The 23,383-nt window shown below is 66.6% G+C and carries 21 protein-coding genes and 1 pseudogene; 13 read left to right on the top strand and 9 right to left on the bottom strand.

What is annotated here, in order from left to right; all coding sequences use genetic code 11:
• Nucleotides 1–195: 195 nt before the first annotated feature.
• From DIE15_RS34195 to DIE15_RS34180, 4 genes and pseudogenes are all read left to right on the top strand, one after another.
• Nucleotides 196–1,572: an FAD-containing oxidoreductase gene (locus DIE15_RS34195; protein WP_124835621.1), complete on the top strand. Its 1,377-nt coding sequence runs from the start codon at nt 196–198 to the stop codon at nt 1,570–1,572.
• Nucleotides 1,573–1,586: 14 nt separating this feature from the next.
• Nucleotides 1,587–1,868: pseudogene (locus DIE15_RS34190) on the top strand (zinc-binding dehydrogenase); the annotation flags it as partial.
• Between the two features lie 159 nt (nt 1,869–2,027).
• Nucleotides 2,028–3,257 (top strand): cyanate transporter, encoded by a 1,230-nt coding sequence (locus DIE15_RS34185; RefSeq protein ID WP_124835620.1) that lies wholly within the window; start codon nt 2,028–2,030, stop codon nt 3,255–3,257.
• A 142-nt stretch (nt 3,258–3,399) separates the two neighbouring features.
• Nucleotides 3,400–4,170 carry an ABC transporter substrate-binding protein gene (locus DIE15_RS34180; protein WP_057925817.1) on the top strand — a complete coding sequence of 257 codons (771 nt, stop codon included), beginning with the start codon at nt 3,400–3,402 and terminating at the stop codon, nt 4,168–4,170.
• Between the two features lie 211 nt (nt 4,171–4,381).
• On the opposite strand, the gene DIE15_RS34175 is transcribed toward DIE15_RS34180, so the two are convergent.
• Together DIE15_RS34175 and DIE15_RS37280 are read right to left on the bottom strand one after the other, a co-directional pair.
• Nucleotides 4,382–4,765: a hypothetical protein gene (locus tag DIE15_RS34175; RefSeq protein ID WP_057925818.1), complete on the bottom strand. Its 384-nt coding sequence runs from the start codon at nt 4,763–4,765 to the stop codon at nt 4,382–4,384.
• 289 nt (nt 4,766–5,054) lie between these two features.
• Complete coding sequence (locus tag DIE15_RS37280) at nt 5,055–5,222, bottom strand: hypothetical protein (RefSeq protein ID WP_185734598.1); 168 nt, start codon at nt 5,220–5,222, stop codon at nt 5,055–5,057.
• Between the two features lie 158 nt (nt 5,223–5,380).
• Between DIE15_RS37280 and DIE15_RS34170 the strand changes: the two genes are divergently transcribed.
• Nucleotides 5,381–5,791 (top strand): VOC family protein, encoded by a 411-nt coding sequence (locus DIE15_RS34170; protein ID WP_057925819.1) that lies wholly within the window; start codon nt 5,381–5,383, stop codon nt 5,789–5,791.
• A gap of 261 nt (nt 5,792–6,052) precedes the next feature.
• Nucleotides 6,053–7,615 (top strand): methyl-accepting chemotaxis protein, encoded by a 1,563-nt coding sequence (locus DIE15_RS34165; RefSeq protein WP_124835619.1) that lies wholly within the window; start codon nt 6,053–6,055, stop codon nt 7,613–7,615.
• 44 nt (nt 7,616–7,659) lie between these two features.
• Here the strand turns inward: DIE15_RS34165 and DIE15_RS34160 are convergent, their stop codons facing one another.
• The 5 genes from DIE15_RS34160 to DIE15_RS34140 form a co-directional block, all read right to left on the bottom strand.
• Nucleotides 7,660–9,132 (bottom strand): amidohydrolase family protein, encoded by a 1,473-nt coding sequence (locus DIE15_RS34160; RefSeq protein ID WP_124835618.1) that lies wholly within the window; start codon nt 9,130–9,132, stop codon nt 7,660–7,662.
• A gap of 111 nt (nt 9,133–9,243) precedes the next feature.
• The gene (locus DIE15_RS34155; RefSeq protein ID WP_057925822.1) at nt 9,244–10,722 is read right to left on the bottom strand and encodes a sodium:solute symporter; all 1,479 of its coding nucleotides are present in this window, start codon (nt 10,720–10,722) and stop codon (nt 9,244–9,246) included.
• A complete protein-coding gene (locus DIE15_RS34150) occupies nt 10,719–10,931 on the bottom strand; it encodes a DUF3311 domain-containing protein (RefSeq protein WP_014900269.1) in 213 nt (70 codons plus the stop codon). Before DIE15_RS34150 ends, DIE15_RS34155 begins: the two co-directional genes overlap by 4 nt.
• Before the next feature lie 38 nt (nt 10,932–10,969).
• On the bottom strand, nt 10,970–12,085 hold the full coding sequence (locus DIE15_RS34145) for a porin (protein ID WP_409364328.1): 1,116 nt from the start codon (nt 12,083–12,085) through the stop codon (nt 10,970–10,972).
• A gap of 304 nt (nt 12,086–12,389) precedes the next feature.
• Nucleotides 12,390–13,277: an IclR family transcriptional regulator gene (locus tag DIE15_RS34140; protein WP_057925823.1), complete on the bottom strand. Its 888-nt coding sequence runs from the start codon at nt 13,275–13,277 to the stop codon at nt 12,390–12,392.
• A gap of 293 nt (nt 13,278–13,570) precedes the next feature.
• Between DIE15_RS34140 and DIE15_RS34130 the strand changes: the two genes are divergently transcribed.
• Genes DIE15_RS34130 through DIE15_RS34100 form a run of 7 tightly spaced genes read left to right on the top strand, consistent with a single transcriptional unit; the run spans nt 13,571 to nt 20,413 of the window.
• Nucleotides 13,571–14,653 carry an ABC transporter ATP-binding protein gene (locus DIE15_RS34130; RefSeq protein WP_057925824.1) on the top strand — a complete coding sequence of 361 codons (1,083 nt, stop codon included), beginning with the start codon at nt 13,571–13,573 and terminating at the stop codon, nt 14,651–14,653.
• Entirely contained in the window at nt 14,654–15,655 is a 1,002-nt protein-coding gene (locus DIE15_RS34125; RefSeq protein ID WP_057925825.1) for an ABC transporter permease, read from the top strand.
• The gene (locus tag DIE15_RS34120) at nt 15,652–16,446 is read left to right on the top strand and encodes an ABC transporter permease (protein ID WP_057925826.1); all 795 of its coding nucleotides are present in this window, start codon (nt 15,652–15,654) and stop codon (nt 16,444–16,446) included. The genes DIE15_RS34125 and DIE15_RS34120 overlap by 4 nt, the downstream gene beginning before the upstream one ends.
• Nucleotides 16,446–16,787: a (2Fe-2S)-binding protein gene (locus DIE15_RS34115; protein ID WP_124835617.1), complete on the top strand. Its 342-nt coding sequence runs from the start codon at nt 16,446–16,448 to the stop codon at nt 16,785–16,787. Before DIE15_RS34120 ends, DIE15_RS34115 begins: the two co-directional genes overlap by 1 nt.
• The gene (locus DIE15_RS34110; protein ID WP_124835616.1) at nt 16,784–18,226 is read left to right on the top strand and encodes an NAD(P)/FAD-dependent oxidoreductase; all 1,443 of its coding nucleotides are present in this window, start codon (nt 16,784–16,786) and stop codon (nt 18,224–18,226) included. Before DIE15_RS34115 ends, DIE15_RS34110 begins: the two co-directional genes overlap by 4 nt.
• Complete coding sequence (locus DIE15_RS34105) at nt 18,219–19,370, top strand: FAD-binding oxidoreductase (RefSeq protein ID WP_124835615.1); 1,152 nt, start codon at nt 18,219–18,221, stop codon at nt 19,368–19,370. Before DIE15_RS34110 ends, DIE15_RS34105 begins: the two co-directional genes overlap by 8 nt.
• Nucleotides 19,367–20,413: an ABC transporter substrate-binding protein gene (locus DIE15_RS34100; protein WP_057925830.1), complete on the top strand. Its 1,047-nt coding sequence runs from the start codon at nt 19,367–19,369 to the stop codon at nt 20,411–20,413. The genes DIE15_RS34105 and DIE15_RS34100 overlap by 4 nt, the downstream gene beginning before the upstream one ends.
• Nucleotides 20,414–20,740: 327 nt before the next feature.
• Here DIE15_RS34100 and DIE15_RS34095 read toward each other — a convergent pair whose 3' ends face one another.
• The gene (locus DIE15_RS34095; protein WP_260428421.1) at nt 20,741–21,631 is read right to left on the bottom strand and encodes a hypothetical protein; all 891 of its coding nucleotides are present in this window, start codon (nt 21,629–21,631) and stop codon (nt 20,741–20,743) included.
• The coding region (locus DIE15_RS34090; RefSeq protein WP_148095696.1) for a DUF2345 domain-containing protein at nt 21,597–23,383 on the bottom strand (1,787 nt) is incomplete at its 5' end. The genes DIE15_RS34090 and DIE15_RS34095, both read right to left, overlap by 35 nt.

The following is a 23,383-nucleotide window of genomic DNA, read 5'->3' as shown; positions in this document are numbered from 1 at the left end:
CCGCATTGTCCCGCGGCGGGCAGCGACCCTCCCGACCGTGAATGCACGAGGTTCCGCCTCTCGCGCATCCATGCGACTCCCACGCCCCCGCCAACCGGTCTACCATAAACGCTCGTCGCTGTTCGGGGCGCGCGCCGGCGCGGCATGCGGCTTGCGCGTCCCCCTTCCCACGTTGAACCAGCGCAGGAGGACGTCATGACGCAACACTTCGACGCGATCGTCATCGGCACGGGCCAAGCCGGGCCGCCGCTCGCCGCGCGGCTCGCAGGCACCGGCATGAAAGTCGCGATCGTCGAACGCGGCCGCTTCGGCGGCACCTGCGTGAACACCGGCTGCATTCCGACCAAGACGCTGATCGCAAGCGCATACGCCGCGCAGCTCGCGCGGCGCGCGCAAGAATACGGCGTGTCGGTCGGCCCCGTCAGCGTCGACATGAAGGCCGTGAAGGCGCGCAAGGACCGGATCTCCGGCCGCTCGAACCAGGGCGTCGAACAATGGGTGCGCGGGCTCGACAACACGACCGTGTTTCAGGGTCATGCCCGATTCGAGCGCCCCGACGCGGTGCGCGTGGGCGACGACCTGCTCGAGGCCGACCGTATCTTCATCAACGTCGGCGGCCGCGCGCAGATCCCGAAGATGCCCGGCCTCGACTCGGTGCCGTACCTGACCAACTCGACGATGATGGACGTCGACTTCCTGCCCGAGCATCTGGTGATCATCGGCGGCAGCTACGTCGGGCTCGAATTCGGCCAGATGTACCGTCGTTTCGGCTCGAAGGTCACGATCGTCGAGAAAGGTTCGCGCCTGATCCATCGAGAGGACGAGGACGTGTCGCAGGCCGTGCGCGAGATTCTCGCGAACGAAGGCATCGACGTGCAGCTCGATGCGAACTGCCTGAATGCGCGGCGCGACGGCGACGGTATCGTGGTCGGCCTCGACTGCGCGGGCGGCGGCCGCGAGGTCGCGGGGTCGCACCTGCTGCTCGCGGTCGGCCGCGTGCCGAACACCGGCGATCTCGGGCTCGAACAGGCCGGCGTCGCGACCGACTCGCGCGGCTACATCACGGTCGACGACCAGCTGCGCACCAACGTGCCCGGCATCTGGGCGCTCGGCGACTGCAACGGGCGCGGCGCGTTCACGCACACTGCGTACAACGACTACGAGATCGTCGCGGCGAACCTGCTCGACGACGATCCGCGCAAGGTGTCCGACCGCATCACCGCCTATGCGATGTACATCGATCCACCGCTCGGCCGCGTCGGCATGACGCTCGCGGAAGCGAAGCAGACCGGTCGCCGGCTGCTGGTCGGCACGCGGCCGATGACGCGCGTCGGACGCGCGGTGGAGAAAGGCGAGAGCCAGGGTTTCATGAAGGTGATCATCGATGCGGACAGCCATGCGATTCTCGGTGCGTCGATCCTCGGCGTGACCGGCGACGAGGTCGTGCACGGGCTGCTCGACGTGATGGCCGCCGGCGCGCCGTACACGACGATCAGTCGTGCGATGCATATCCACCCGACCGTGTCGGAGCTCGTGCCGACATTGCTGCAGGATCTGCATCCGGTCGATTGAAGGACGGCGGGCGCGCGCATGCGCTCGTCCGGCATCCGGCGAACCTGTCGTTCGAGGAAGCCGCGGCCACGTGGATGATGTTCGTCACCGCATGGGGCGCGCTGATCGAGCTCGGCGGGCTCGAGCGCGGCGACGCGCAGCGGCTCGAACGCGCGAAGCGCTTCATCGTCGACGTGCTCGCGGCCGGCGCGCTGAAGCCGTCGATCGATCGCACGTTCGCGTTCGACGACATCGCCGAAGCCCATCGGTACATGGAAGCCGGTGCGCAGGTCGGCAAGATCGTCGTGACCGTCTGAGCATTGGCGCGACGGGTGCGCCGACCGTCAACGGCGGCACACCGCGCCATCGCATTCCGCACTGATACCCAGTCGAATATTTAATTTTCCCCCGGGCAGGCGGGCCTTTACCCTTTCGGCATCGCATCACAGGGCCACCGGCCCCCCTGGAGCATTCCGATGACCGACCCCGGCACCGCACAAGCCGTTCCCCGCCCGCATGCGGCTTCCGTGTCCTATGGCGCGCTCGCGCTGCTGGTGCTGGCCGGCCTCAACCTGCGTCCGTTCCTGACCGCGTTCGGCCCCGTGCTCGATCTCGTGCGCGCCGACACCGGCCTCGGTTTCCGCGCGGCCGCGCTGCTGACCACGCTGCCGTTCGTGCTGATGGGCGTCGTCGCCGGCATCGGCGTCGGGCTCGCGCGGCGTGTGGGCGAGCAGCGCGCACTGATCGCCGCGCTGGCGCTCATCGCCGCGGGTTGCACAGCGCGCCTGTGGGCCGGCAGCAGCACCAGGCTGGTCGTCACCGCGATCGTCGCGGGCGCGGGCGTCGCGGTGGTCCAGTCGCTCGCGCCGGGCCTCGCAAAGCGCTGGTTCGTCGACCGCCTGCCGCTCGCGATGGGCCTGTATTCGGCCGCGCTGGTCGGCGGCGGCGCGTTCGGCGCGGTCGCGAGCCCGTGGCTCGCCGCGCACGGCGGCTGGCATCTGTCGCTGTCGGTATGGGCCGTGCCCGCACTCGTCACGCTCGCGCTGTGGCGCGCGAAGGCACCGCGCGACGCGGTGCATGCGGCGGCGGCATCGGCGCCCGTCACCGCGTTCGCGCGGGTCGCCCGCGCATGGCTGCTCGCGCTGTTCTTCGGCCTCAGCAACAGCGGCTACGCGAGCCTCGTCGCCTGGCTGCCCGCGTTCTATCGCAGCGTCGGCATGAGCCCGCAGGCGAGCGGCAACCTGCTCGCGTGGATGGCGCTGTTCCAGGCAGCCGGTGCGCTCGCGATGCCGATGCTCGCGAAACGGTCGCACGATCGCCGCCCGGTGCTGTGGCTCACGCTCGCGTTGCAGGCGGCCGGCTTCGTCGGCTTCGCGACGATGCCCGCGCTCGCGCCGTGGCTGTGGGTCGCGACCGTCGGCCTCGGGCTCGGCGGCTTCTTCTCGATGAGCCTGATCGTCACGCTCGACCATCTGCCCGACGCGCGACTCGCGGGCGCGCTCGCCGCGTTCGTGCAGGGCGTCGGCTTCCTGACCGTCGCCGCAAGCCCCTGGCTGATCGGCTGGCTGCGCGACGCGGGTGGCGGCTTCGCGATCGCGTGGTGGATGCATATCGGCGTGATCGCGTCGATGGCCGCGTTGAACGCCGCGTTCTCGCCCGCCGGCTACCGGCGCAGCATGGCGCGCATCACCGGCGCCGCGCGCTGACTCGCCCGATTCCCTGATCGGAACGCCCGCCGGCATCTTCCGGCGATCGTCCAAGCCGCCCGCGCATGGCCGGGCGCGGGCCGTCACGCCTGCCGGCCGCACATTCGCTTCACCACCCACGACATCAATCATGGAGACAGTCATGAAAAAGCTCGTCATTGCCGTCGCGCTCGCGCTGACGGCAGGCGCCGCCGCCGCGAAAGACCCGGCCGTCCTGCGCCTCGGCGTCGATCCCAGCTATGCACCATTCGAATCGCTCGCGCCGGACGGCAAGCTCGTCGGCTTCGACATCGATCTCGGCAACGCGATCTGCGAACGCATGAAGGTGCGCTGCGTGTGGGTCGAGAATGCGTTCGACGGGATGATTCCGGCGCTGAAGGCGCGCAAGTTCGACGGCGTGCTGTCGTCGATGAGCGTGACCGAGAAGCGCCTCGCGCAGATCGCGTTCACCGACAAGATCAACAATGTGCCGCCGCGCCTCGTCGCGCGGCGCGGCTCGACCCTGCAGCCGACGGCCGAGTCGCTGGCCGGCAAGAGCGTCGGCGTCGAGCAGGGGTCGACGCAGGAGACCTATGCGCGCACGTACTGGGAACCGAAGGGTGTGATCGTGCGCACGTACCAGACACAGGACCTCGTCTATCAGGACCTGATTTCCGGCCGCCTCGACGCATCACTGCAGTCGTCGGTGCAGGCCGATCTCGGCTTCCTGAAGACCGCGAAGGGCGCGAACTTCGAGTTCGCGGGGCCGCCGCTGCATGATCCGAAGACGCTTGGCGTCGGCTCCGCGATCGGCGTGCGCAAGGATGACGACGCACTGCGCACGCAGATCAACCAGGCGCTCGCGAGCCTGATTCAGGACGGCACATATCAGCGAATCGCGAAGAAGTACTTCGCGTTCGATATCTACAACTGACGGACGCGGGCGGGCCATGCAAAGGGGCGTCGCGCGCGACGCCGCTTCTTCGTTTCAGGCAACCGTGGCAACGCCCTCGAGCCGCACGAACGTGCGGCGCTACAGGGGCGCGCATTCATTGCGCCGGAACAGGATCGACAAGCGCGCCGGCCGGCAGGCAAATGCAGTGGCATTGCCCGCAGCACGGCTGCACCATCGATCGTATCGGTGATTACGCCGCTCGCTGCAGCAAGTCCGTCGCGAAGGACTTCGCATGCGCGACGGCCTCTTGCGCGTCGGGGAAGACGCCGAGCTCTTCCCAGTGCTCTTCGGCCGCGTACGTTCCTTTCACCGCGAGCGCACGCTGAACGCGCAACTGCGCTGCATATCTGCCGTCTTCCAGTGGCCGGGCCGTCGCGACGACCTTGTGCGGAAGACCGGATCGTTCAGGCTGAACCAGCTCGACAGGGCCGCCCGCGCCGCCGATATCCTTCAATTCGTTCCTGGCGTTGCAGTCTGGACAATAGAAGCACCAGCCCGCGTCTTCCTGACGGGACCTGACCTGCCCTCGAGCCAGCACGGCACGGCATTCAACGTTTTCGCAGATGAACGGCATGGCAGTCTCCGAAGTTGTTTGATGGAAATCCTAGCATGTACACCGGCGATCAACCATCGGCATCGACGGTGCCGCGGCTTCGGGCCGGCACGCGACGGCACGGCGGACCCGCATGCGCGTGAACGCGCGCGTTCGATATCCGTGGTGCCCGGCGGATAATGCACGTTGCAGCCACCCGTCAACGCAAGGAAAGGCGCATCGCGCACGGCGGAATGCACCTTCGTCGATCTGCACCGTCCCAGGCTTGCGACGGCCTTGCAATCAGGCAGCTTGCAACGGATGCAGCCACTCAGACGCCGTATCCCGCATCGTGCATCAACTGGCGCGACACCTCGCCGCGCGGGCCTTCCGCGTCGAATCGCGCGCGAAGTTTCGCGTCTGCCCGGCGGGCCACGCCGCGGGACATGGTCACAACGATCGCGAAAAGCGCAACCAGAAAGAAAACGATCAGCATCATGTTGCTCCTGACTGACCGGACCCGATATGTCCGGCGACGCCAGCATCAGACCGGATCGGAAGCCAATCGTTCGTGGCCCTTGATTCCGCGGATGCGCATCGTCCGGTCCCGGAGGACAATACCCTGCCCGTGCCAGTCGCTCCCGGAGGTCGTTCGACATGGTCAAGTTTCAGCCCGATGGATGGCATACCGTCACGCCCCGCATCATCGCAAGCGATCCGAAAGATCTCGTTGGCTTCATCAAGACGGTGTTTCTCGCGCAGGGCGAATTCCGCTCAGGGCTGCCTGCCGAAATCCGGATCGGCGATTCCGTCGTGATGGTGAGCGGCGACGACGGGTTGCGCGATCCGATGCCGGCGTTCCTCTATGTCTATGTCGAGGATACCGATTCGACCTACCGGCGCGCGATCGCCGCGCACGCGACTTCGCTCGAAATCCCGGCCGACATGCCGTACGGCGACAGGCGGGCGATGGTCAGGGATCCGTGGGGAAATACCTGGCAAATCGCCACGCATCAGCGCGACCTGTCGGTCGACGAGATCCGGTCGCGACTGGCGATTGGCGAATAGCGGATAGCCGGCTGCGCGGACGATTCGGGTGAATCCCGATCGACGCGCCGTTTCCCGCGGCGACGCATCCGTTTTCCCGGCCCGTCCTGTCGGAATCTGCCTGATTCACGTCGCATGCGGATAAAAGTACGCCGCCAATCCTGCCGTTAACCCGTTCGCAATCCCGGCACCCCGCATTGCGCCGCGGTGCCCGTCGTCGTTCGTGATCCGGAATCCCTATCCGCCGTCGTCCGCCCTTCGGGCCGCCGGCAAGGAAACGTCATGCGAAAACTCACCATCCGCGGCGGACTCGTCGCGACCATCGCCGGCTATACGGCGCTGCTCGTACTGGTCGTCGGCGCGTGCATCGCCGCGCTCTATGCCGGCAACAGTTCGCTCGAAGCGATGTACCGCGACGACACCGCGTCGCTGCTTCATCTGAAAACCAGCTCGGAGCGCATGCTCGTGCTGCGCGAGCGCGTGAGCGACGTCGCGCAGATCATCAGCGCCGGCCAGCCCGCGAAGGCGGAAATCGCGCAGCTCCACACGCTCCTCAAGCAGAGCAACGACGAACTCGACGCATACACGCGCCTGCACGCGCTCGACGCGGACGAGCAGGCCCTGTTCGACACGCTGCAAAACCGCCGCCGCACGCTGCTCGACCAGGTGTTCCTGAAAGCGATGTCGCAACTCGATCACGACAACGCATTCGACTTCCTCGACACGCACCGCACCGCGCCGCCGGCTCTGTTCACGGCTTACCAGGACGCGATCGACGCGCTCGAATCGTTCCAGGTCGCGCGCCAGAAGGCGCGCTACGACGCGGCCGGCGCACGCTTCCAACGGATCGTGTGGGCGATGGCGGCAGTCGCCCTGTTCGCGCTGATCGTCGGGTTCCTCGCGCAGCGCGTGCTCGCGAAGGCGATCATCGAGCCGATCCATCTCGCCGTCGACCACTTCGACAGGATTTCGAAAGGCGACCTGACCGGCACGGTCGTCATTCCCGGCAAGAACGAGATGGCGTACCTGCTGAACGCGCTGAAGCAGATGCAGGACGGCCTCGTCGAAACCGTGACCCAGGTGCGCACCAGCACGGAGACGATCGTCGGCGACGTCCGCACGATCGCGAGCGGCAACGTCGACCTGTCCGCGCGCACGGAACAGCAGGCCGTGTCGCTGCAGCAGGCCGCGGCCAGCGTGGAGCAGTTGACGGCAACCGTCCGCCAGAACGCGGACAACGCGCGCGATGCACGCACCTACGCGGAAGGTGCGGCCGGTATCGCATCGAGAGGCGGCGATGCGATGCAGCGCGTCGTCGAAACGATGTCGGCGATTTCGCACAGCTCCGCACGGATCTCCGGCATCGTCGGCGTGATCGAGAGCATCGCGTTCCAGACCAACATCCTCGCGTTGAACGCCGCGGTCGAAGCCGCGCGCGCGGGCGAACAGGGGCGCGGCTTCGCGGTGGTCGCGACCGAGGTGCGCGGGCTCGCGCAGCGCTGCGCATCGGCGGCGAAGGAAATCCGCGAGCTCATCGGCAACTCGACGCAGCGCGTCGAAGACGGCAGCGGTCTCGTCGCGCTCGCCGGTTCCGCGATGACCGAACTCGTCACCGCGGTCGAACGCGTGAATGCAATCATGAACGAGACCAGCATCGCATTTGACGAGCAGACCTCCGGCATCGAGCAGGTGAATGCCGCCGTGATCCAGATGGAGCAGACGATGCAGCGCAACGCCGCGCTGGTCGAGGAAGCGGCTGCCGCGGCGCTGTCGCTCGAGGATCAGAGCACGCGGCTCAGCGATGCCGTCGCGCAATTCCGGGTTGGTGAAGCGGCCGTGGCGTGATGGCGGCCGGCCCATCGGCCGGCCGCACGCGGTAAACCCGTCGCTCAATAGCGGCTGCGGCCCCACAGCGTCTTCGGCTCGTCGAGCAGGCGACGCAACCCGCTGCGCTCGATCATCGTCTGCGCGACGGTCATTACACGCTCGAGGATCTCGTGCTCGTCGACCGACAGCACGCGACGATCCTCCATCAGCACCCGCCCGCCGACCATCGTCATGCAGACGTCGGCCGCATTCGCGAAACACGTCACGCGATACACGGGCATGTTCATCGGCATCATGTGCGGGCGGAACAGGTCGACGAGGATGACGTCGGCGAGCTTGCCGGCTTCGAGCGAACCGAGCTCGCGATCGAGCGACAGCGCCTTCGCCGCATCGATCGTCACCATCTCCAGCACCTTGCCGTGCGGCAGCACGTCCGGGTCGCGGAAGTGGCGGCGATGGTAGTGCATGCACTGCCACATGTGACGGAACATGTCGTAGCCGCGATCGGGGGCCGCGCCGTCCGATGCGATCGCGACGGTCACGCCCGCATCGATCAGCTCGGGCACCGGGCAGCGGCCGATGATCGACATGATCGCGCTCGGGTTGTGGACGATCGCGGTGCCGGTTTCCACGCACGCGGCGATGTCGTCGTCGGTCAGGTCGATGCTGTGCGACATGAACGACGTCGGGCCGAGCAGCCCGAGTTCGCGATGAGCGAACGCAAGCGTGCCGGCGCGATGGCCGTCCTGCGTGAACGTGAGGCCGCGCTCGCGCGCCAGCGCGCCGTAGCGCGCCGCCTGGTCGCGGAACGCGCGCTCGTACTGTGCGAGTTCCGGATCATGCTCGGGGCCATACACGGGCAGCGTGAGCGCGATCCGGATCCGGCCGTCGGCATCGCCGTGGCATTCGTCGACGATGCGCCCGCACACGTCGTACATCGTGTCGAAATCGATGTCGTGCGTCTCGCTGCCGTCCGGCGTGTGGCGCGTGTAGGCGCGCGGCGCGGGCGGCCGTGACGGGCCGACGGCCACGATCGAGCGCGTGCCGGTGCGCACGACCGCGTCGCAATGGCGCCGCGCGTAGACGGGATCGTCGACGCGCATGATCGAGTTACCGCCGCCGAGCAGCGACACGCCCGTCGTCACGCCGGCCTTCAGCCGCTCGAGCGCCGCGAGGTGCGATTCGGTTTCCCAGAACGCCTCGTCGGACGCGCGCGTGTAGATCGTCTCGGCCGCGGCCGACCACGCATCGCCATCCGCGCCGCCGATCGTGCGCAGCATCGCATGGCCCGCGTGCGCATGCGCATCGATCAGGCCCGGCAGCACGGCCTTGCGGCGTGCGTCGATCGTGCGCGCAGCACGATAACGCGCGTGCAGCTCGGCGGTATCGCCGACGGCGACGATGCGATCGCCCTTCACGGCGACCGCCCCGTTCTCGATCACGCGCCGCTGCGGGTCCATCGTGATCACGCAGCCGTTGGCGATCAGCGTATCGATTGCTTCACGCCGGTCGTCGGCTCTGTCCTCGGTAGTCATCGATTGGTGTCCTGTTGTCATGCGAAATGGTTCGGGTGCCACCGAACGGAAAAACCGCCGGGCAGCAGCCCGGCGGTTCGACGGCTCGACGGCGGCAACACGAATGGGCCGTTACGCGGAGCCGACGGGCGCCGCCACCCGCGCCTTCAGCTTGCGCTGCACCGCGCTGATCGCGATGAACACCACCGCGTTCACGGCAAGTGCGACCAGCCCCGGGTTGATCGACGTGAGCGTGCTCGATGCGCCGGGGAACAGCGAGGCGAGCGTCACGCCGTAGTAGTTCGTCATCGCGATCACGATCGCACCGGCGACGATCCCCGCGAATGCGCCTTCCCGCGTGCCGAACGGCCGCTTCAGGAAGCTCGACGCGAGCATCGGCACGAGCTGCGTGAGCAGGCTCGACGAGAAGATCGCGAGCGTGACGAAGGTCGCACCGCCGCGCAGCACGAAGTACACGACCACCAGCGTGAAGATCGGCAGTGCGATCCGCGCGACGCGCGTCACCTGGCGATCGGTCGCGTTCGGCGCGAAGCCTTCGCGATAGATGTTGCGCGCGATCGTCGTCGAGGCGTTCAGCATGATCAGCGACCCCGGCACCAGCGCGGTCAAGAGGCCCGTGCCGCCGACGACGCCGACGAACCACGCCGGGAACGTCTGCTTCACGAGGCGCAGCAGCGCGAGATCGGTCTGCGCGCCTTCGAGCCCGTGCACGGTCATCACGGCCGCGAAGCCGACGAGGAACAGGAACGCGATCAGCACCTGGTACAGCGGCATCAGGATCACGTTGCGGCGCAGCGCGCGTTCGTCCTTCGCGACGTAGATCGCGGTGAAGCCGTGCGGATACAGGTAATAGCCGAGCGACGTCAGCAGGATCGTCGAGTTGTACCAGCTCAGGTTGAAGCCATGCTCCGGCATGCGAAGCAGTTCCGGATGCACGGCGTCGATCTTCGCGAACATCGCGCCGAGGCCGCCGTAGTAGTGGATCGGCAGGTAGAGGCCGAGGAAGATCGCGATGCCGAGGATCAGCACGTCCTTGACGATCGCGATGTTCGCCGAGCCGTGGATGCCCGACACGACCATGTAGACGGCCATCAGCGTCGCGGCGATCCAGATCGCGGCGGCCTGCGGAATCAGCCCGTACGACATCTCCGACACGATCACGCCGAGCCCGCGCAACTGGATCATCAGCAGCGACACCATCGCGAACACCGCGACGACCGACACCAGCACGCCGATCGCGCGGCTGTCGTACTTCGACGCGAAGTAGTCGGCGAACGACACGAGCCCGCGTTCCTTGGCATAGCGCCACACTGCGGGCAGCATCCAGTAGCCGATCACGAACGCGAGGCAGCCGTACGACAGGATGTAGAACGCGGGCACGCCCTTGCTGTAGGTCCAGCCGCTCGCGCCGAGGAACGAGAACGTCGAGAACGCCTCGCCGGCCATCAGCAGGAACGTGAGCAGCGAGCCGAAGCCGCGCCCGCCGACCGCCCACTGCTCGAGCGTGAGCTTGCGGCCGCGCCGCGCCATCACGCCGATCGCGAGCGCGAACACGGCGAACGCCGCGATGATGATGATCGATGCGTTCATCGCGCGTCTCCCGTGCGGCCGTCGCGGGCCGCGTCACGCTCGTCGAGGTGGAACAGGATCGCGAGGATCGCGGCGGTCGCCGCCATCCAGATCAGGTTCCACACGAGCAGGAACGGCAGGCCGAACAGCAGCGGCCGCACCTCGGCGATCGAGCCGCCGGTGTACATCCCGACGAACGGCAACGCCGCCAGCAACAGTTTGAATTTCATCTCGTCTCCTCCGGAAGACGCGCGAACGCGTCGGAACATCAGAACTTCTGGCGAATGCCGACCACCACCGCGACCTGCGACGTCGTCGACGACGGGCCGTCGGTACCGTCGATCCACGCGTGACCGACGCCCGACGACGCCTTCTGGTAGAAGCCGTTCACGTACACGTCGGTGCGCTTCGACAGCAGGTACTGCGCGCCGGCCGACACCTGCTGGTAGTGACCGCCGTCGCCGTCGCGCGCGACCTTCGTATACGTGTAGCCGGCCGCGGCCATCAGCGCGGGCGTGATCATGTAGCGCAGGCTGCCTTCGTAGTTGCTGAAGCGCAGCGCACCGCCCGTCGCCTGGCCGAAGTTCGAGCCCGTGTACAGCAGCCCGAGCGTCGCCGGCCCGATCGCGTAGCTGCCGCCCGCGCCCCAGATCTGCTGGCGGATCGCGCTCCCGAGACTCGCACCGAACACCGATGCCGACGCCGGATAGTAGTTATCCGAAGCAACCGCGCCGCTCGTGCTGACTGCCGGATGATTCACGCGCGCATAGGCGGCACCGGCGTTCAGCGGCCCATTCGCATACGTGACGCCCGCGCTCCAGCTGTTGTCGTTCGCGAAGCCGGTCGAGTTGGAGAAGCCGTAAACGAGGTTCGCCTGCAGGCCCGCGATCGTCGGCGACACGTATTTCACCGCGTTGTTGGTGCGGAACGTGTTGTTGATGTCGTCGTTGTCGAGCGGGTGCGTCGAGTACTGCGCGAGGAAGCTGCTCATCTGCAGCGAGCCGAGGATGTCCTGCGTCGAGTTGTACTGGCGGCCGAGCGTCACCGCGCCCCAGTTCGCGCCGCTCAGGCCGACCCATGCGGAACGGCCGAACATCCGGCCGCCCTGTCCGAGCGCGCCGTTCGCGACGTTGAAGCCGTTCTCGAGCCGGAAGTTCGCCTTCAGGCCGCCGCCGAGATCCTCGGAGCCGATCAAGCCCCAGCGCGGGCCCGATTCGTTGCCGCCCGTGAACTGCCACAGCGCATGACCCTTCGCGTTGTTCGTGTAGGTCACGCCGGCGTCGACGATCCCGTACAGCGTCACCGTCGACTGCGCGTGCGCGGCGCCGGCGCACGCCATCGCAATGGCCGCGCTCATGCACGCGACGCCCGTCTTCCTGCCCATCATTCGCACCATCTCCGTCATCTCCTCTCCAAACCTGCTTGTCGATGTTGTGTTTTATCGATGCTGCCCATGCGCCCGATCGGGTTGTATAGACAGTCGCTGGATGGTATCCAGCCGCAATTGCATCAAGAAATGAAATGTTCAACTGGCCGGCAGTTGAAAATCGAATGGAGAGGAAACGAGTCGGCCGCGTGTGCCGTTGCAAGAAAAACGAAAGCGCGCGAGTCCGCCGGACAACGCGCGCTTTGATCTGACGTGAAAGGCTTGCGCAAGCAAGCTGACGAAATGGCGACGCGCGCGGCGTCTATGCGGTTTTCCCGGATAGACCGTGCATCGGCCGCCGCAACGCGGCGTCGAACGGGTTCGTGCGCGGGCCGATCGCGTCGGCCTGGCGCCTGAGCAGTTCGACGACCATCGGCATCCGGTCGTCGCCCAGGCGCGATGCCAGCGTGCCAACGCTCAACGCGCCGACCGGATAACCGGTGCGGTCGAGGATCGGCACCGCGACGCCCGCCATCCCGTCGAGCACGCCGCTGTTGCGGCCCGCGTAGCCGAGCTGGCGCACGCGTTCGATCTCGGTGCGCAGGTACACCTCGTCGAGCACGCCGTACCCGCGAATGCGCGGCACATTGAAGCGGATCACTTCCTCGCGCTCGGCCTCCGGCAGGAACGCGAGGATCGCGAGGCTGCCCTGCCCGACGCCGAGCGCGATGCGCCCACCGATGTCGCCGGTAAACGAGCGGATCGGGAACGGCCCTTCGCACAGGTCGAGGCATACCGCGTCGAAGCCGCTCTTCACCAGCAGGAAGATCGTCTCGCCGAGACTCGCACAGAGCCGCAGCAGCGCGGGCCGGCACAGCGTGCGCATGCTGCTCGGATTGCCGGCCAGCGCGGCGAGTGCGAAGAAGTCGACGCTCAGCCGGTACAGCTTCGACTGTTCGTCCTGCTCGACCATCCCTTCGGCAATCAGCGATTGCAGGATCCGGTGCGCGGTGCCCTGCGTGAGGCCGACGGCTTTCGCGAGGTGCGTGACGCGCACGCCATCCTGCTGCATGCCGGCCAGCGCGCGCAGGATCGCGAACGCACGCTGCAGCATGCCGGTGCCCGGCGCGCCGGCCGGGTCGGCAGCCTCTTCGTCCGGGTGCGGCACGCGCGCGGCTGGCGATGTTCCGGGCGATCGGGGTTCCTGCATGCCGACTCTCCTCGAAAATTTCATTGAACGGAATAGGGCAGCCGCCATTGTCGTCCCGCCGAAAGGCTTCGGACATCGGGTGTGCACGGGATTGACGCGGGCTTTTCACAACCCGACCGCCCTTCATCCAGCGGAACGATTTGCCTTTGGTTTGCCGATCTATTCCGTTCATCGAAATTTTTCGAAAATTCCTCTCGTTGAGCAGAATTCCAAATTGACGCTCCGAAATATGGCTGGCTAGAGTCCGCGTCAATGACGCATCGGCCATCCGGTGCGCGAACCCGGAGCTCCCCATGTCGTTTCTCACGCTTACGGATCTGACGAAATCGTTCGGCGAGCTCACCGCCGTCGCCGACGTCAACCTGTCGGTCGAACAAGGCGAATTCGTGTCGCTGCTCGGGCCGTCGGGCTGCGGCAAGACCACGACGCTGCAGATGATCGCCGGCTTCGTCGACGTCACGCGCGGGCGCATCGCGCTCGACGGGCAGGACATCACGCACATGAAGCCGAACCGCCGCGGGCTCGGCATCGTGTTCCAGAGCTATGCGCTGTTTCCGCACATGAGCGTCGCGGAGAACGTCGGCTTCGGCCTCGACATGCGCGGCGTCGACAAGGCCGAGCGCGCCGAGCGCATCCGCGCGGCGCTCGCGCTCGTGCGGCTCGATGCGCTCGCGCACCGCTTTCCGCGCGAACTGTCGGGCGGCCAGCGGCAGCGCGTCGCGATCGCGCGCGCGGTCGTGATCGAACCGCCGGTGCTGCTGCTCGACGAGCCGATGTCGAATCTCGACGCGAAGCTGCGCGAGGAAATGCAGTTCGAACTGCGCGCGATCCAGCGCAAGATCGGCACGACGACGATCATGGTCACGCACGACCAGTCGGAAGCGCTGTCGATCAGCGATCGCGTGGTCGTGATGGAAGCCGGCCGCATCACGCAGACCGATACGCCATACCGCGCGTACGAACGTCCCGAGAACCACTTCGTGTCGCAGTTCATCGGCAAGGCGAACCTGCTGCCCGGCACGATCGTCGCGCACGACGGCGACGCGATCCGCATCGACCTCGGCCACGATCTCAAGGAGACTGGCCGCACCGCTCACCTGCCGGCGCGCGAGCGCGACGTGCGTATCGGCGACGCCGTGTCGGTCTGCATCCGCCCCGAGAAGCTGCGGCTGTGCGCGCCGGGCGCCGGCCGCTTCGCCGCGACCGTCACGAGCCGCTTCTTCCTCGGCAGCCAGTGGCTGTACCGCGTCGACAGCGCGCTCGGCGAAGTGCTCGTGTGTTGCCAGAACGAAGGCGCGGAGCCGCTCGCGGAAGGCGCGCCGGTCGGCGTCGACTGGCACAGCGACGCCGTGCGCGTGATGCGCCGGGAGGCCTGAATGGGACAGCCTACCCGCCCGCTCTCGACCGACGGCGCGCCTGCCACGCTCGCGCAATCGGCCGGAGCCGCCGCTTCGGCCACGGCCTCGGTCGATACCGCGCCGCCCCGCGCCACCAGTGGTCGCGCGCTGCGTGCAACGTGGCGTGCGCATGCGCCGCTGTGGCTGATGTGCGCGCCCGCGTTCGTGCTGTTCGCCGCGCTCGTGCTCGTGCCGCTCGCGATGACCTTCGCGCTCACGTTCTCTCGCTTCGACCCGGCCACCGGCCCGATCGCCGCGTTCCAGCTGGGCAACTACGCGGAAGTGCTCGGCTCGTCGTACTTCCATACGATCTTCGCGCGCACGTTCGGCATCGCCGCGCTGACCACCGCGATCTGCGTCGCGATCGGCACGCCCGAAGCGTACGTGCTGTCGAAAATGCGCGACCCGTGGCGCTCGCTGTTCCTGCTCGCGATCCTCGCGCCGCTGCTCGTGTCGGTCGTCGTGCGCGCGTTCGGCTGGAGCATGCTGCTGAACACGAGCGGGCTCGTAAACCAGGCGCTCGGCCTCGTCGGCCTCGGGCCGTACAAGCTCGAATACACGACGTTCGCGATCGTGATCGCGCTGGTGCACGTGATGCTGCCGTTCATGGTGATTCCCGTGTGGACCGCGCTGCAGCGGCTCGATCCGCAGACCGAACACGCGGCGCTGTCGCTCGGCGCATCGCCGTTCACGACGCTGCGCCGCATCGTGGTGCCGCAGCTGATGCCGGGCGTGCTGTCGGGCAGCCTGATGGTGTTCGGGCTGTCGGCGAGCGCGTTCGCGATTCCGGGCCTGCTCGGCGGACGCCGGTTGAAGGTCGCGGCGACCGCCGTCTACGACGAATTCCTCGGCTCGCTGAACTGGCCGCTCGGCGCGACGATCGCGGTGCTGCTGCTGGTCGCGAACCTCGTCGTGATGCTCACCTACTACCGCGTGCTCGAACGCCGCTATGCGCGCAGCCTCGGAGGCGCTTCCCGATGAGAAAGAACGGCCCCTTCGCCCTTGCGTTCCATACGCTCGTGATCCTGTTCGTGCTCGCGCCGCTCGTGATCGTCGTGCTCGTCGCGTTCACGCCCGACGAAACGCTGACGCTGCCGACGCACGGGCTGTCGCTGCGCTGGTTCCGCGCGATCCTCGACTATCCCGACTTCGTCACCGCGTTCGCCAACAGCGTGAAGCTCGCGTTCGCGTCGGCGACGCTGTCGCTTGCGATCGCCTTGCCGGCCGGGCTCGCGATCGGCCGCGCGACATTTCCCGGCCGCGCGTTCCTGAACGGCCTGCTGCTGTCGCCGCTCGTGATTCCCGGCCTCGTGCTCGGTATCGCGCTGCTGCGCTTCTTCGCGCTGATCGGCGCGACCGGCTCGTTCGCGTGGCTGGTGCTCGCGCACATGATCGTCATCACGCCGTTCGTGATGCGGCTCGTGCTCGCCTCCGTCGCCGGCCTCGACCGCAGCGTCGAGCAAGCGGCGTGCTCGCTCGGCGCCGATCCGTGGACGACGTTCCGCCGCATCACGCTGCCGATGATCGTGCCCGGCATCACCGGCGGCTGGCTGCTCGCGTTCATCAACAGCTTCGACGAGCTGACGATGTCGATCTTCGTCACGTCGCCGCAGACGGTCACGCTGCCGGTGCGCATGTACATGTACGCGACCGAATCGATCGATCCGATGATGGCGTCGGTATCGGCGCTCGTCATCTTCATCACCGCCGGCGCGATGCTGCTGCTCGATCGCGTGTACGGCCTGAACCGCATCCTGATCGGCCAACACTGATGTCGACTTCACCTTCAATCGATACCGCGGACGACGGCGCGCAGTTCGTGCGCGTCGCCGAACGCGAGCGCGCCGCCGTCGCGTTCACGCTCGACGGCCGACCCGCGCAGGCGCTCGCCGGCGACACCGTGCTCACCGCGATCCTCGTCGCGCAACGCCGCGTGCGCGTGAGCGAATTCAGCGGCGCGCCGCGCGCGGGCTTCTGCCTGATCGGCGCGTGCCAGGATTGCTGGGTGCGCACCGAGGCCGGCGCACGCGTGCGCGCATGCTCGACGCCGATCACCGAAGGCATGCGGATTCTCACGGGCGTGCCGCAGGCGGCGACGGGAGACACGCGATGACGAACGTCGCACTGCAACCGGTCATCGTCGGCGCCGGGCCGGCCGGCGTGCGCGCGGCCGAGGCGCTGGTCGACGCGGGGCTGCGCCCCGTCGTGATCGACGAGAACGCGCGCTGGGGCGGGCAGATCTACCGGCAGCCGCCGGCCGACGGCGCGTTCGCCCGCGGCAAACGCGTGCTGTACGGGTTCGAAGCCGCGAAGGCGGACGCCGTGCACCGGACGATGGCCGCGCTGCTGCCGCATGTCGACTACCGGCCGAATACGCTCGCGTGGGCATGCGGCGCGGGCCGCGTCGACACACTGCAGGACGGCCGCGAAACGACCGTGCCGTTCTCGCACCTGATCGTCGCAAGCGGCGCGACCGATCGCATGCTGCCGGTGCCGGGCTGGACGCTTGCAGGCGTCTATACGCTCGGCGGCGCGCAGGTCGCGCTGAAGTCGCAGGGCTGCGCGATCGGCAGCCGCATCGTGTTCGCGGGCACGGGACCGTTGCTGTATCTCGTCGCGTATCAGTACGCGAAGGCTGGCGCGCGGGTCGCGGCCGTGCTCGACACGAGCCCGCTGCGCCGGCAGGCGGCGGCCGCTCCCGCGCTGCTGCGCATGCCGTCCACGTTCGCGAAGGGGCTCTACTATATCGGCTGGCTGCGCGCGCATGGCGTCGCGATCGAAACGGGCGTCACGCTCGAACGCGTGCTCGGCGAGCGGCACGTCACGGGGCTCGCGTGGCATGCGGGCGGCGGCGACGCGCCGCCGCGGATGATCGACTGCGATGCGCTTGGCCTCGGCTTCGGGCTGCGTTCCGAAACGCAGCTTGCCGATCTCGCCGGTTGCCGGTTCCGATTCGATCCGCTCAATCATGCATGGCTGCCGGAACGCGACGCGGCCGGCCGCACGTCGGCGCGCGGCATCTACGTTGCGGGCGACGGCGCCGGCATCGCGGGTGCCGACGCGGCCGAAGCATCGGGCCGGCGCGCGGCGCTCGCGCTGCTCGACGACGCAGGCGTCGTGACGCGATCGCCATCGTCGGCCGGCAAACCCGATGCGGCGGCGCTGGAACGCACGCTTGCCCGGCTCGTCGCATTCCGCGCGGGCCTCGAAGCGGCGTTCGCGCCGCCGTCCGAGCTCGTCGCAGGCTGCCCGGACGACACGATCGTGTGCCGCTGCGAGGAGATCGACGCGGGCACGCTGCGGCGCTGCATCCGCGGCGGCGAGGCCACCGAAATGAACCGGCTGAAGGCGCTGACGCGCGCCGGGATGGGCCGCTGCCAGGGCCGCATGTGCGGCGACGCGACCGCGCTCGTACTCGCCGCCGAAACCGGTCGCCCGCTGGCGGACGTCGGCAGGTTGCGCGCGCAACCACCGGTGAAGCCGTTCCCGATCTCCGCCGCGCTCGCGGGCGACGACGTCGCGGCAATTCCCGACGAGGCACGCGATGAGTGAGATCCGTCACTACGATGTCGCGATCGTCGGCGGCGGCCTCGTCGGCGCGTCGGCCGCACTGGCGTTGACGCGGCGCGGGTTGCGCGTCGCACTGTTCGAGCGCCGCGACTGCGGTGCGCAGGCGAGCGGCGTGAACTACGGCGGCGTGCGCTGCCAGGGCCGCCCCGCCGAACAGTTGCCGCTCGCGCTGCGCGCGCGACGCATCTGGGATCGCCTGCCCGAGCTGATCGGCATCGACGGCGAGTTCGTCGTGTCGGGCCATCTGCGGCTCGCACGCAGCGAAGCCGATCTCGATGCGCTCGATGCGTACGCGACGCTCGCCGGCGAGCACGGCCTGCCGCTGCAGGTGATGCGCGGCGACGCATTCCGCCGCCGCTATCCGTGGCTCGGCCGCGCGGCACTCGGCGGCTCGCTGTGCGCGACCGACGGACACGCGAACCCGCGCATCGTGTCGCCCGCGTTCGCGCGTGCAGCGCGCGCGGCAGGCGCCGACGTCTTCGAACACACGCCGGTCGACGACGTCCGTCACGACGGCACGTGCTTTCACATCCGTGCGGGCGGCCGCGCATGCACCGCGACGTGGCTGATCAACTCGGCCGGCGCATGGGCGAACACGATCGCCGAACGCTTCGGCGAAGCCGTGCCGATGGAGCCGATCTACCCGAACATGTGGGTGACCGAACCGCTGCCGCCGTTCATCACGCACAACCTCGGCGTCTACGGCGGCGGCGTGTATGCGCGGCAGGTCGCGCGCGGCAACTGCGTGATCGGCGGCGGGCGCGGACGCGGCGACGGCGAGTTCGGCCAGCCGTCGGTCGACACGACGCGCGCGGTGATGCGCGATGCATGCGCGCTGCTGCCCGCCTTGCGCGACGCGCTGCTGATCCGCACGTGGAGCGGCGTCGAAGGCTGCACGCCCGACCACAACCCGATCATCGGTGCGAGCCGCACCACGCCGAACCTGCTGCATGCATTCGGTTTTTCCGGCGGCGGCTTCCTGCTCGCGCCGGGCGTCGGCGAAGTACTCGCCGACCTCGTCACGGCCGGCGCAACCGCCACGCCACTCGATGCATTCTCGATCGGCCGCTTCGCACCGCGAGCCACGCCGACCGCCCCTTTCCGTCAAGAGGAGACCCAACGATGAAACTGCTCGGAACGATCGCGGCGGCTGCCGCCCTCTGCATCGCAGGCGCCGGCGCGCCCGCATTTGCGCAAACGAAGACGATCTACGTCGGCATGAACGGCGGGCCGATGGAGAAGGCCTATACGAGCCAGGTGCTGCCCGACTTCGAGAAGGCGAACAACGTGAAGGTCGTCGTCGTGCCCGGCACGTCGTCGGACGTGCTCGCGAAGCTGCTCGCGAACCGCAACAAGCCGCAGATCCACGTCGCGTTTCTCGACGACGGCGTGATGGCGCGTGCGGTCAGCCTCGGCGTGTGCCAGAAGCTCGACGATTCGCCGGTCCTGAAGGAGCTGTATCCGTTCGCGCGGATGAAGGACGACGTCGGCGCGGGCGTGCAGCTCGGGATGACCGGCATCGCGTACAACAAGAAGCTGTTCGCGGACAAGGGCTGGGCGCCGCCGACGTCGTGGATGGATTTCGCCGATCCGAAATACAAGGGAAAGGTCGTGTTCCAATCCGCGTCGAGCAGCACGTTCGGGCTGCACGGCTTCCTCGCGATCAACCGGCTGCTCGGCGGCAACGAACAGAACGTCGAGCCCGGCTTCAGCAAGTGGGCGAGCACGGTGGGGCCGAACGTCGTCGAGTACATTCCGAACTCGGCGAAGATCTCCGAGATGGTGCAGACGGGCGAAGCCGGCCTGTTCCCGCTGACGCCGACCGGTGTCGGCGACCTGCAGGACAAGGGCATTCCGGTTGCGTATGCGAACCCGAAGGAAGGCCCGGTACTGTTGCTCGTCGATCTGTGCGTGGTGGCGAACAACCCGGATCCGCAGCTGGCGCAGAAGCTCGCGCAGTTCCTGCTGTCTGCGCCCGCGCAGACGAAGGCGGCTGACGCCGGCAAGCAGATCCCGACTAACCGCCTCGCGAAGATGCCCGCCGCGATGCAGCAAAGCCTCGGCAACATCGACGATCTCGTGCGCAAGGTGACGGTAGTCGACTGGACGGCAATCAACGCGCGGCGCGCGCAGTGGGATACGCGCTGGAACCGGCAGATCGAGCGGTGACGGGAGACGGCGTACGGGCGGCGTGGCAGACGCGGACGGCAGCAACGAGGTCGAACTAGGCTCCTTTATCGCTCTCGGCGGCCGCGCCAGCACCGCAAAGGCACCTCCGGTTTGCGTCGCCACGTGGCAGGGCGTTGAGCGACGTGTCGCTGAGCGCGCTGCCACATTGCGTGAAAGCCAGAAGCAATACACCGGGATGCGTTGAGATCGCGCTCGGCTTCAGGTCGAACATCCATGACCCGTCCAGCGAACACGACTACACGCGTGATCCGCGGCCGAGCGCTCGCGTGGGCATACGGCCGGGCTGGCCATGCTGCAATTTCCAGGTCAGCCTTCCTTCATCCACTCCGGCTCCACGTATTCCTTCACCCACATCCACTGACCCGGCTCAAACAAGTTCGTGTACTGGTTTCGCTCCGCTTGCTCGCGAAGGGTCAGCGTGCGGACATCGGGGAATTCATGTCCCTTCCGGATCATATGGACATCCGAACTGGAAGTCCTGGTGTATCCCTGCCAGATCCCCGTTTCAGGGCACAGCATGCCCGTACACAGATTCATCAGCCCGTATTTGTGGCGCTTCGCTTGTTGCTCTTCCAAACGGCGCTGTTCGCGTTCCTCCGGTGTCAAAATCTTGTATATGCGGCTTATCTCGACTATCCACAATTGCTGCGGAAGTGATCCATCCACCGGATTTATGTAACCAAGATCGACATCGATTGGAAACTTACTCCCTGGAACGTCTTTTGAGCGATAGCGAAAGGACTGCAAGTTGGGAGCATCGGGGGTGCGCCCCCTCATTTCATTTCCATATTCGCGATTCCCTCGAGAGTCAACCCAATAGTCCTCTAACTGGAGAAGCGACTTGATTTCCGTGTCAGGTAGATTGGCAACCCTTGTGTCAACGACAATTCTTACCCCAGCCGGAACAATTTTCACCTTATCGCGATCCTCACTGTAGTCCTCTGGATCGTCGCCAGTGGAAAATTCAATCTTCGTCCCGCGCAGCGCACGATTTTTGTATTTATAAAGAAACCCTTTTGCCGGATGGTGCGTCCATGTTGTGTAATTTGTTCCGAAGACAATATGCTCAGGATCGTATGGTGCATCATCGCGCAGGATCGCCATTGCTGTTTTAAGGATGGTGCGCAGCATGACACGCTGCTCTTCGTCGGTCGTCTGCATTTCAAATCCCTCCCCCAATGGCTTGAAGTGAAGCATCGTATCCTCCTGTGCATGTACCGGGGTTGCGCACGAAAGCACGATCAGGACGGTCCCAATAGGCTTGCACCACTTCCGCACACGCATAAGCATCTTCTTCATGTAACTGGCTCCGGTATCCATCTTCGAAATTCACCATCTTGGTCGCCATTTCTGGCGACACTCTCAACAGCTTGCACACCTCGGCCTGTGCAATTGGCACATCGGGTTTCACATAGGCTCCGCCCGTCTGATTTTGCATGTACGAAATCATCCAGTAATAATGGAAAACCAACATACGATGAAGTCCGGCGGCAACCCGTACATCATCGGGAATTTTCGCCTTCTCTGAGACCTCAAAAATCTCCTTTGGAGAGTCAGCCTTATATACTTTTATTGCCTGAGAGAAGATTACATAGTCGCTCGGATGTTGTTGAAGCAAGGCCATCATCCAGAATGTTTGCTGGCAATGTCGCGCTTCGTGATAAAGCAGGTCCGCGAAGGCCTTCAGGGTGCCGTCCAAGGCAGTCGCATTATTCGATGATGTAACGATTTTCGCGACTTCTCTCTCCTGGATAGCGATTACCCAGTATCTGCCAACAAATGACGCACTGACATCCGGGCGCATGTTGTATCTGGCTGCGCCTTCCGTTGCATTAACAATATCGATCGTGGGAGTCGCAGCATTTGATCTCATCCGGTCACCTGAAGAACCTCGTGGCAATCCAAACGGCCCCGCCGCAAGGGCGGTATTCAATACATTGCCAACCGCGAGAGCGATACTCTCTTTTGCCTCGTCCGATATCTCGCCGCTCAACGTATTGAACTTGCCCCACTCGATCCCAGTGAGTGCCTTCTTAATCGCCGCCGCATAGGCCTTTGTCACCGGATACTCGACATCCCGGCGCACCGGCATGTCCGGAGGCGTATCGCCGTGTTTAGCCCCGTCGATGAAGTGATGGAAGCGCAATCCGAAGTTGAGCGGGTCGCAGCTCGCGAACGCGGCCGGCTGACTCGCGGACGTCGCCCCCTGTTCCGGCGTGCTGACCTTCTTGCCCTTGATCGTTGTGGTGCGTTTGTCGGCGTTCGGCGCCCTGGCGGTGTATGGCGTCGTGTTATCGCGCACGATGGCGGCCCGGTTCACCGCAATCACCTTGTCCGGATCGCTCGCCGCCAGCAGCTCCACCGTGCCGAACGCGATGTCATGGCTCGTCACCACATCCGTTTCGCCCAGCTCGTTGCTCACGCCCTCTATCACGCGTCCGTTGTCGAGCGTGATCCGGTACGGCTGGTTCGGCAGTGCAAACCCGCTGTCATGCTCCAACAGCACGAAGTGCGCCGCATACTGCCCCGGATTGTCGGGCGTGACCGGCAGGCGCATCGGTCGCACCTGCGCTTCGTCTGTCTGGTGACTGCCTGCAAAGATCGTATGTTCGCCGGCCGTCCGCACCACGTAACCCTGATCGCTGATGCGAACCTCCGTACTGCCGGCGTGCAGCACGATTTCCTCTGCCGCATGCAGGTGGATACTGTCGGCCGTGCTCGTGATCCGGATTGCCTTCTTGGCGGTTACGTCGATACCATCGGTCCGCGCCTCGATGCGCACTTTCCCCGCTGCGGCGACGAGCGCCATGCCCGCCTTGTGCACGAACAGAGAGAACGCATTCGACACGCTCGCGAACAGCGAACGCCCCACGGCAATCCCGACATGCCGGCCGCTCGTGACCGCCACATCCTCTCCGCTCGCGATATGGGCGCTACGCTCGGCCGCGA

It is taken from the genome of Burkholderia sp. Bp9031, from assembly GCF_003857965.1.
Lineage (GTDB): Bacteria > Pseudomonadota > Gammaproteobacteria > Burkholderiales > Burkholderiaceae > Burkholderia > Burkholderia ambifaria_A.
Note: the sequence above shows the minus strand (reverse complement) of the source record. Positions and strands in the feature narration are given on the sequence as shown.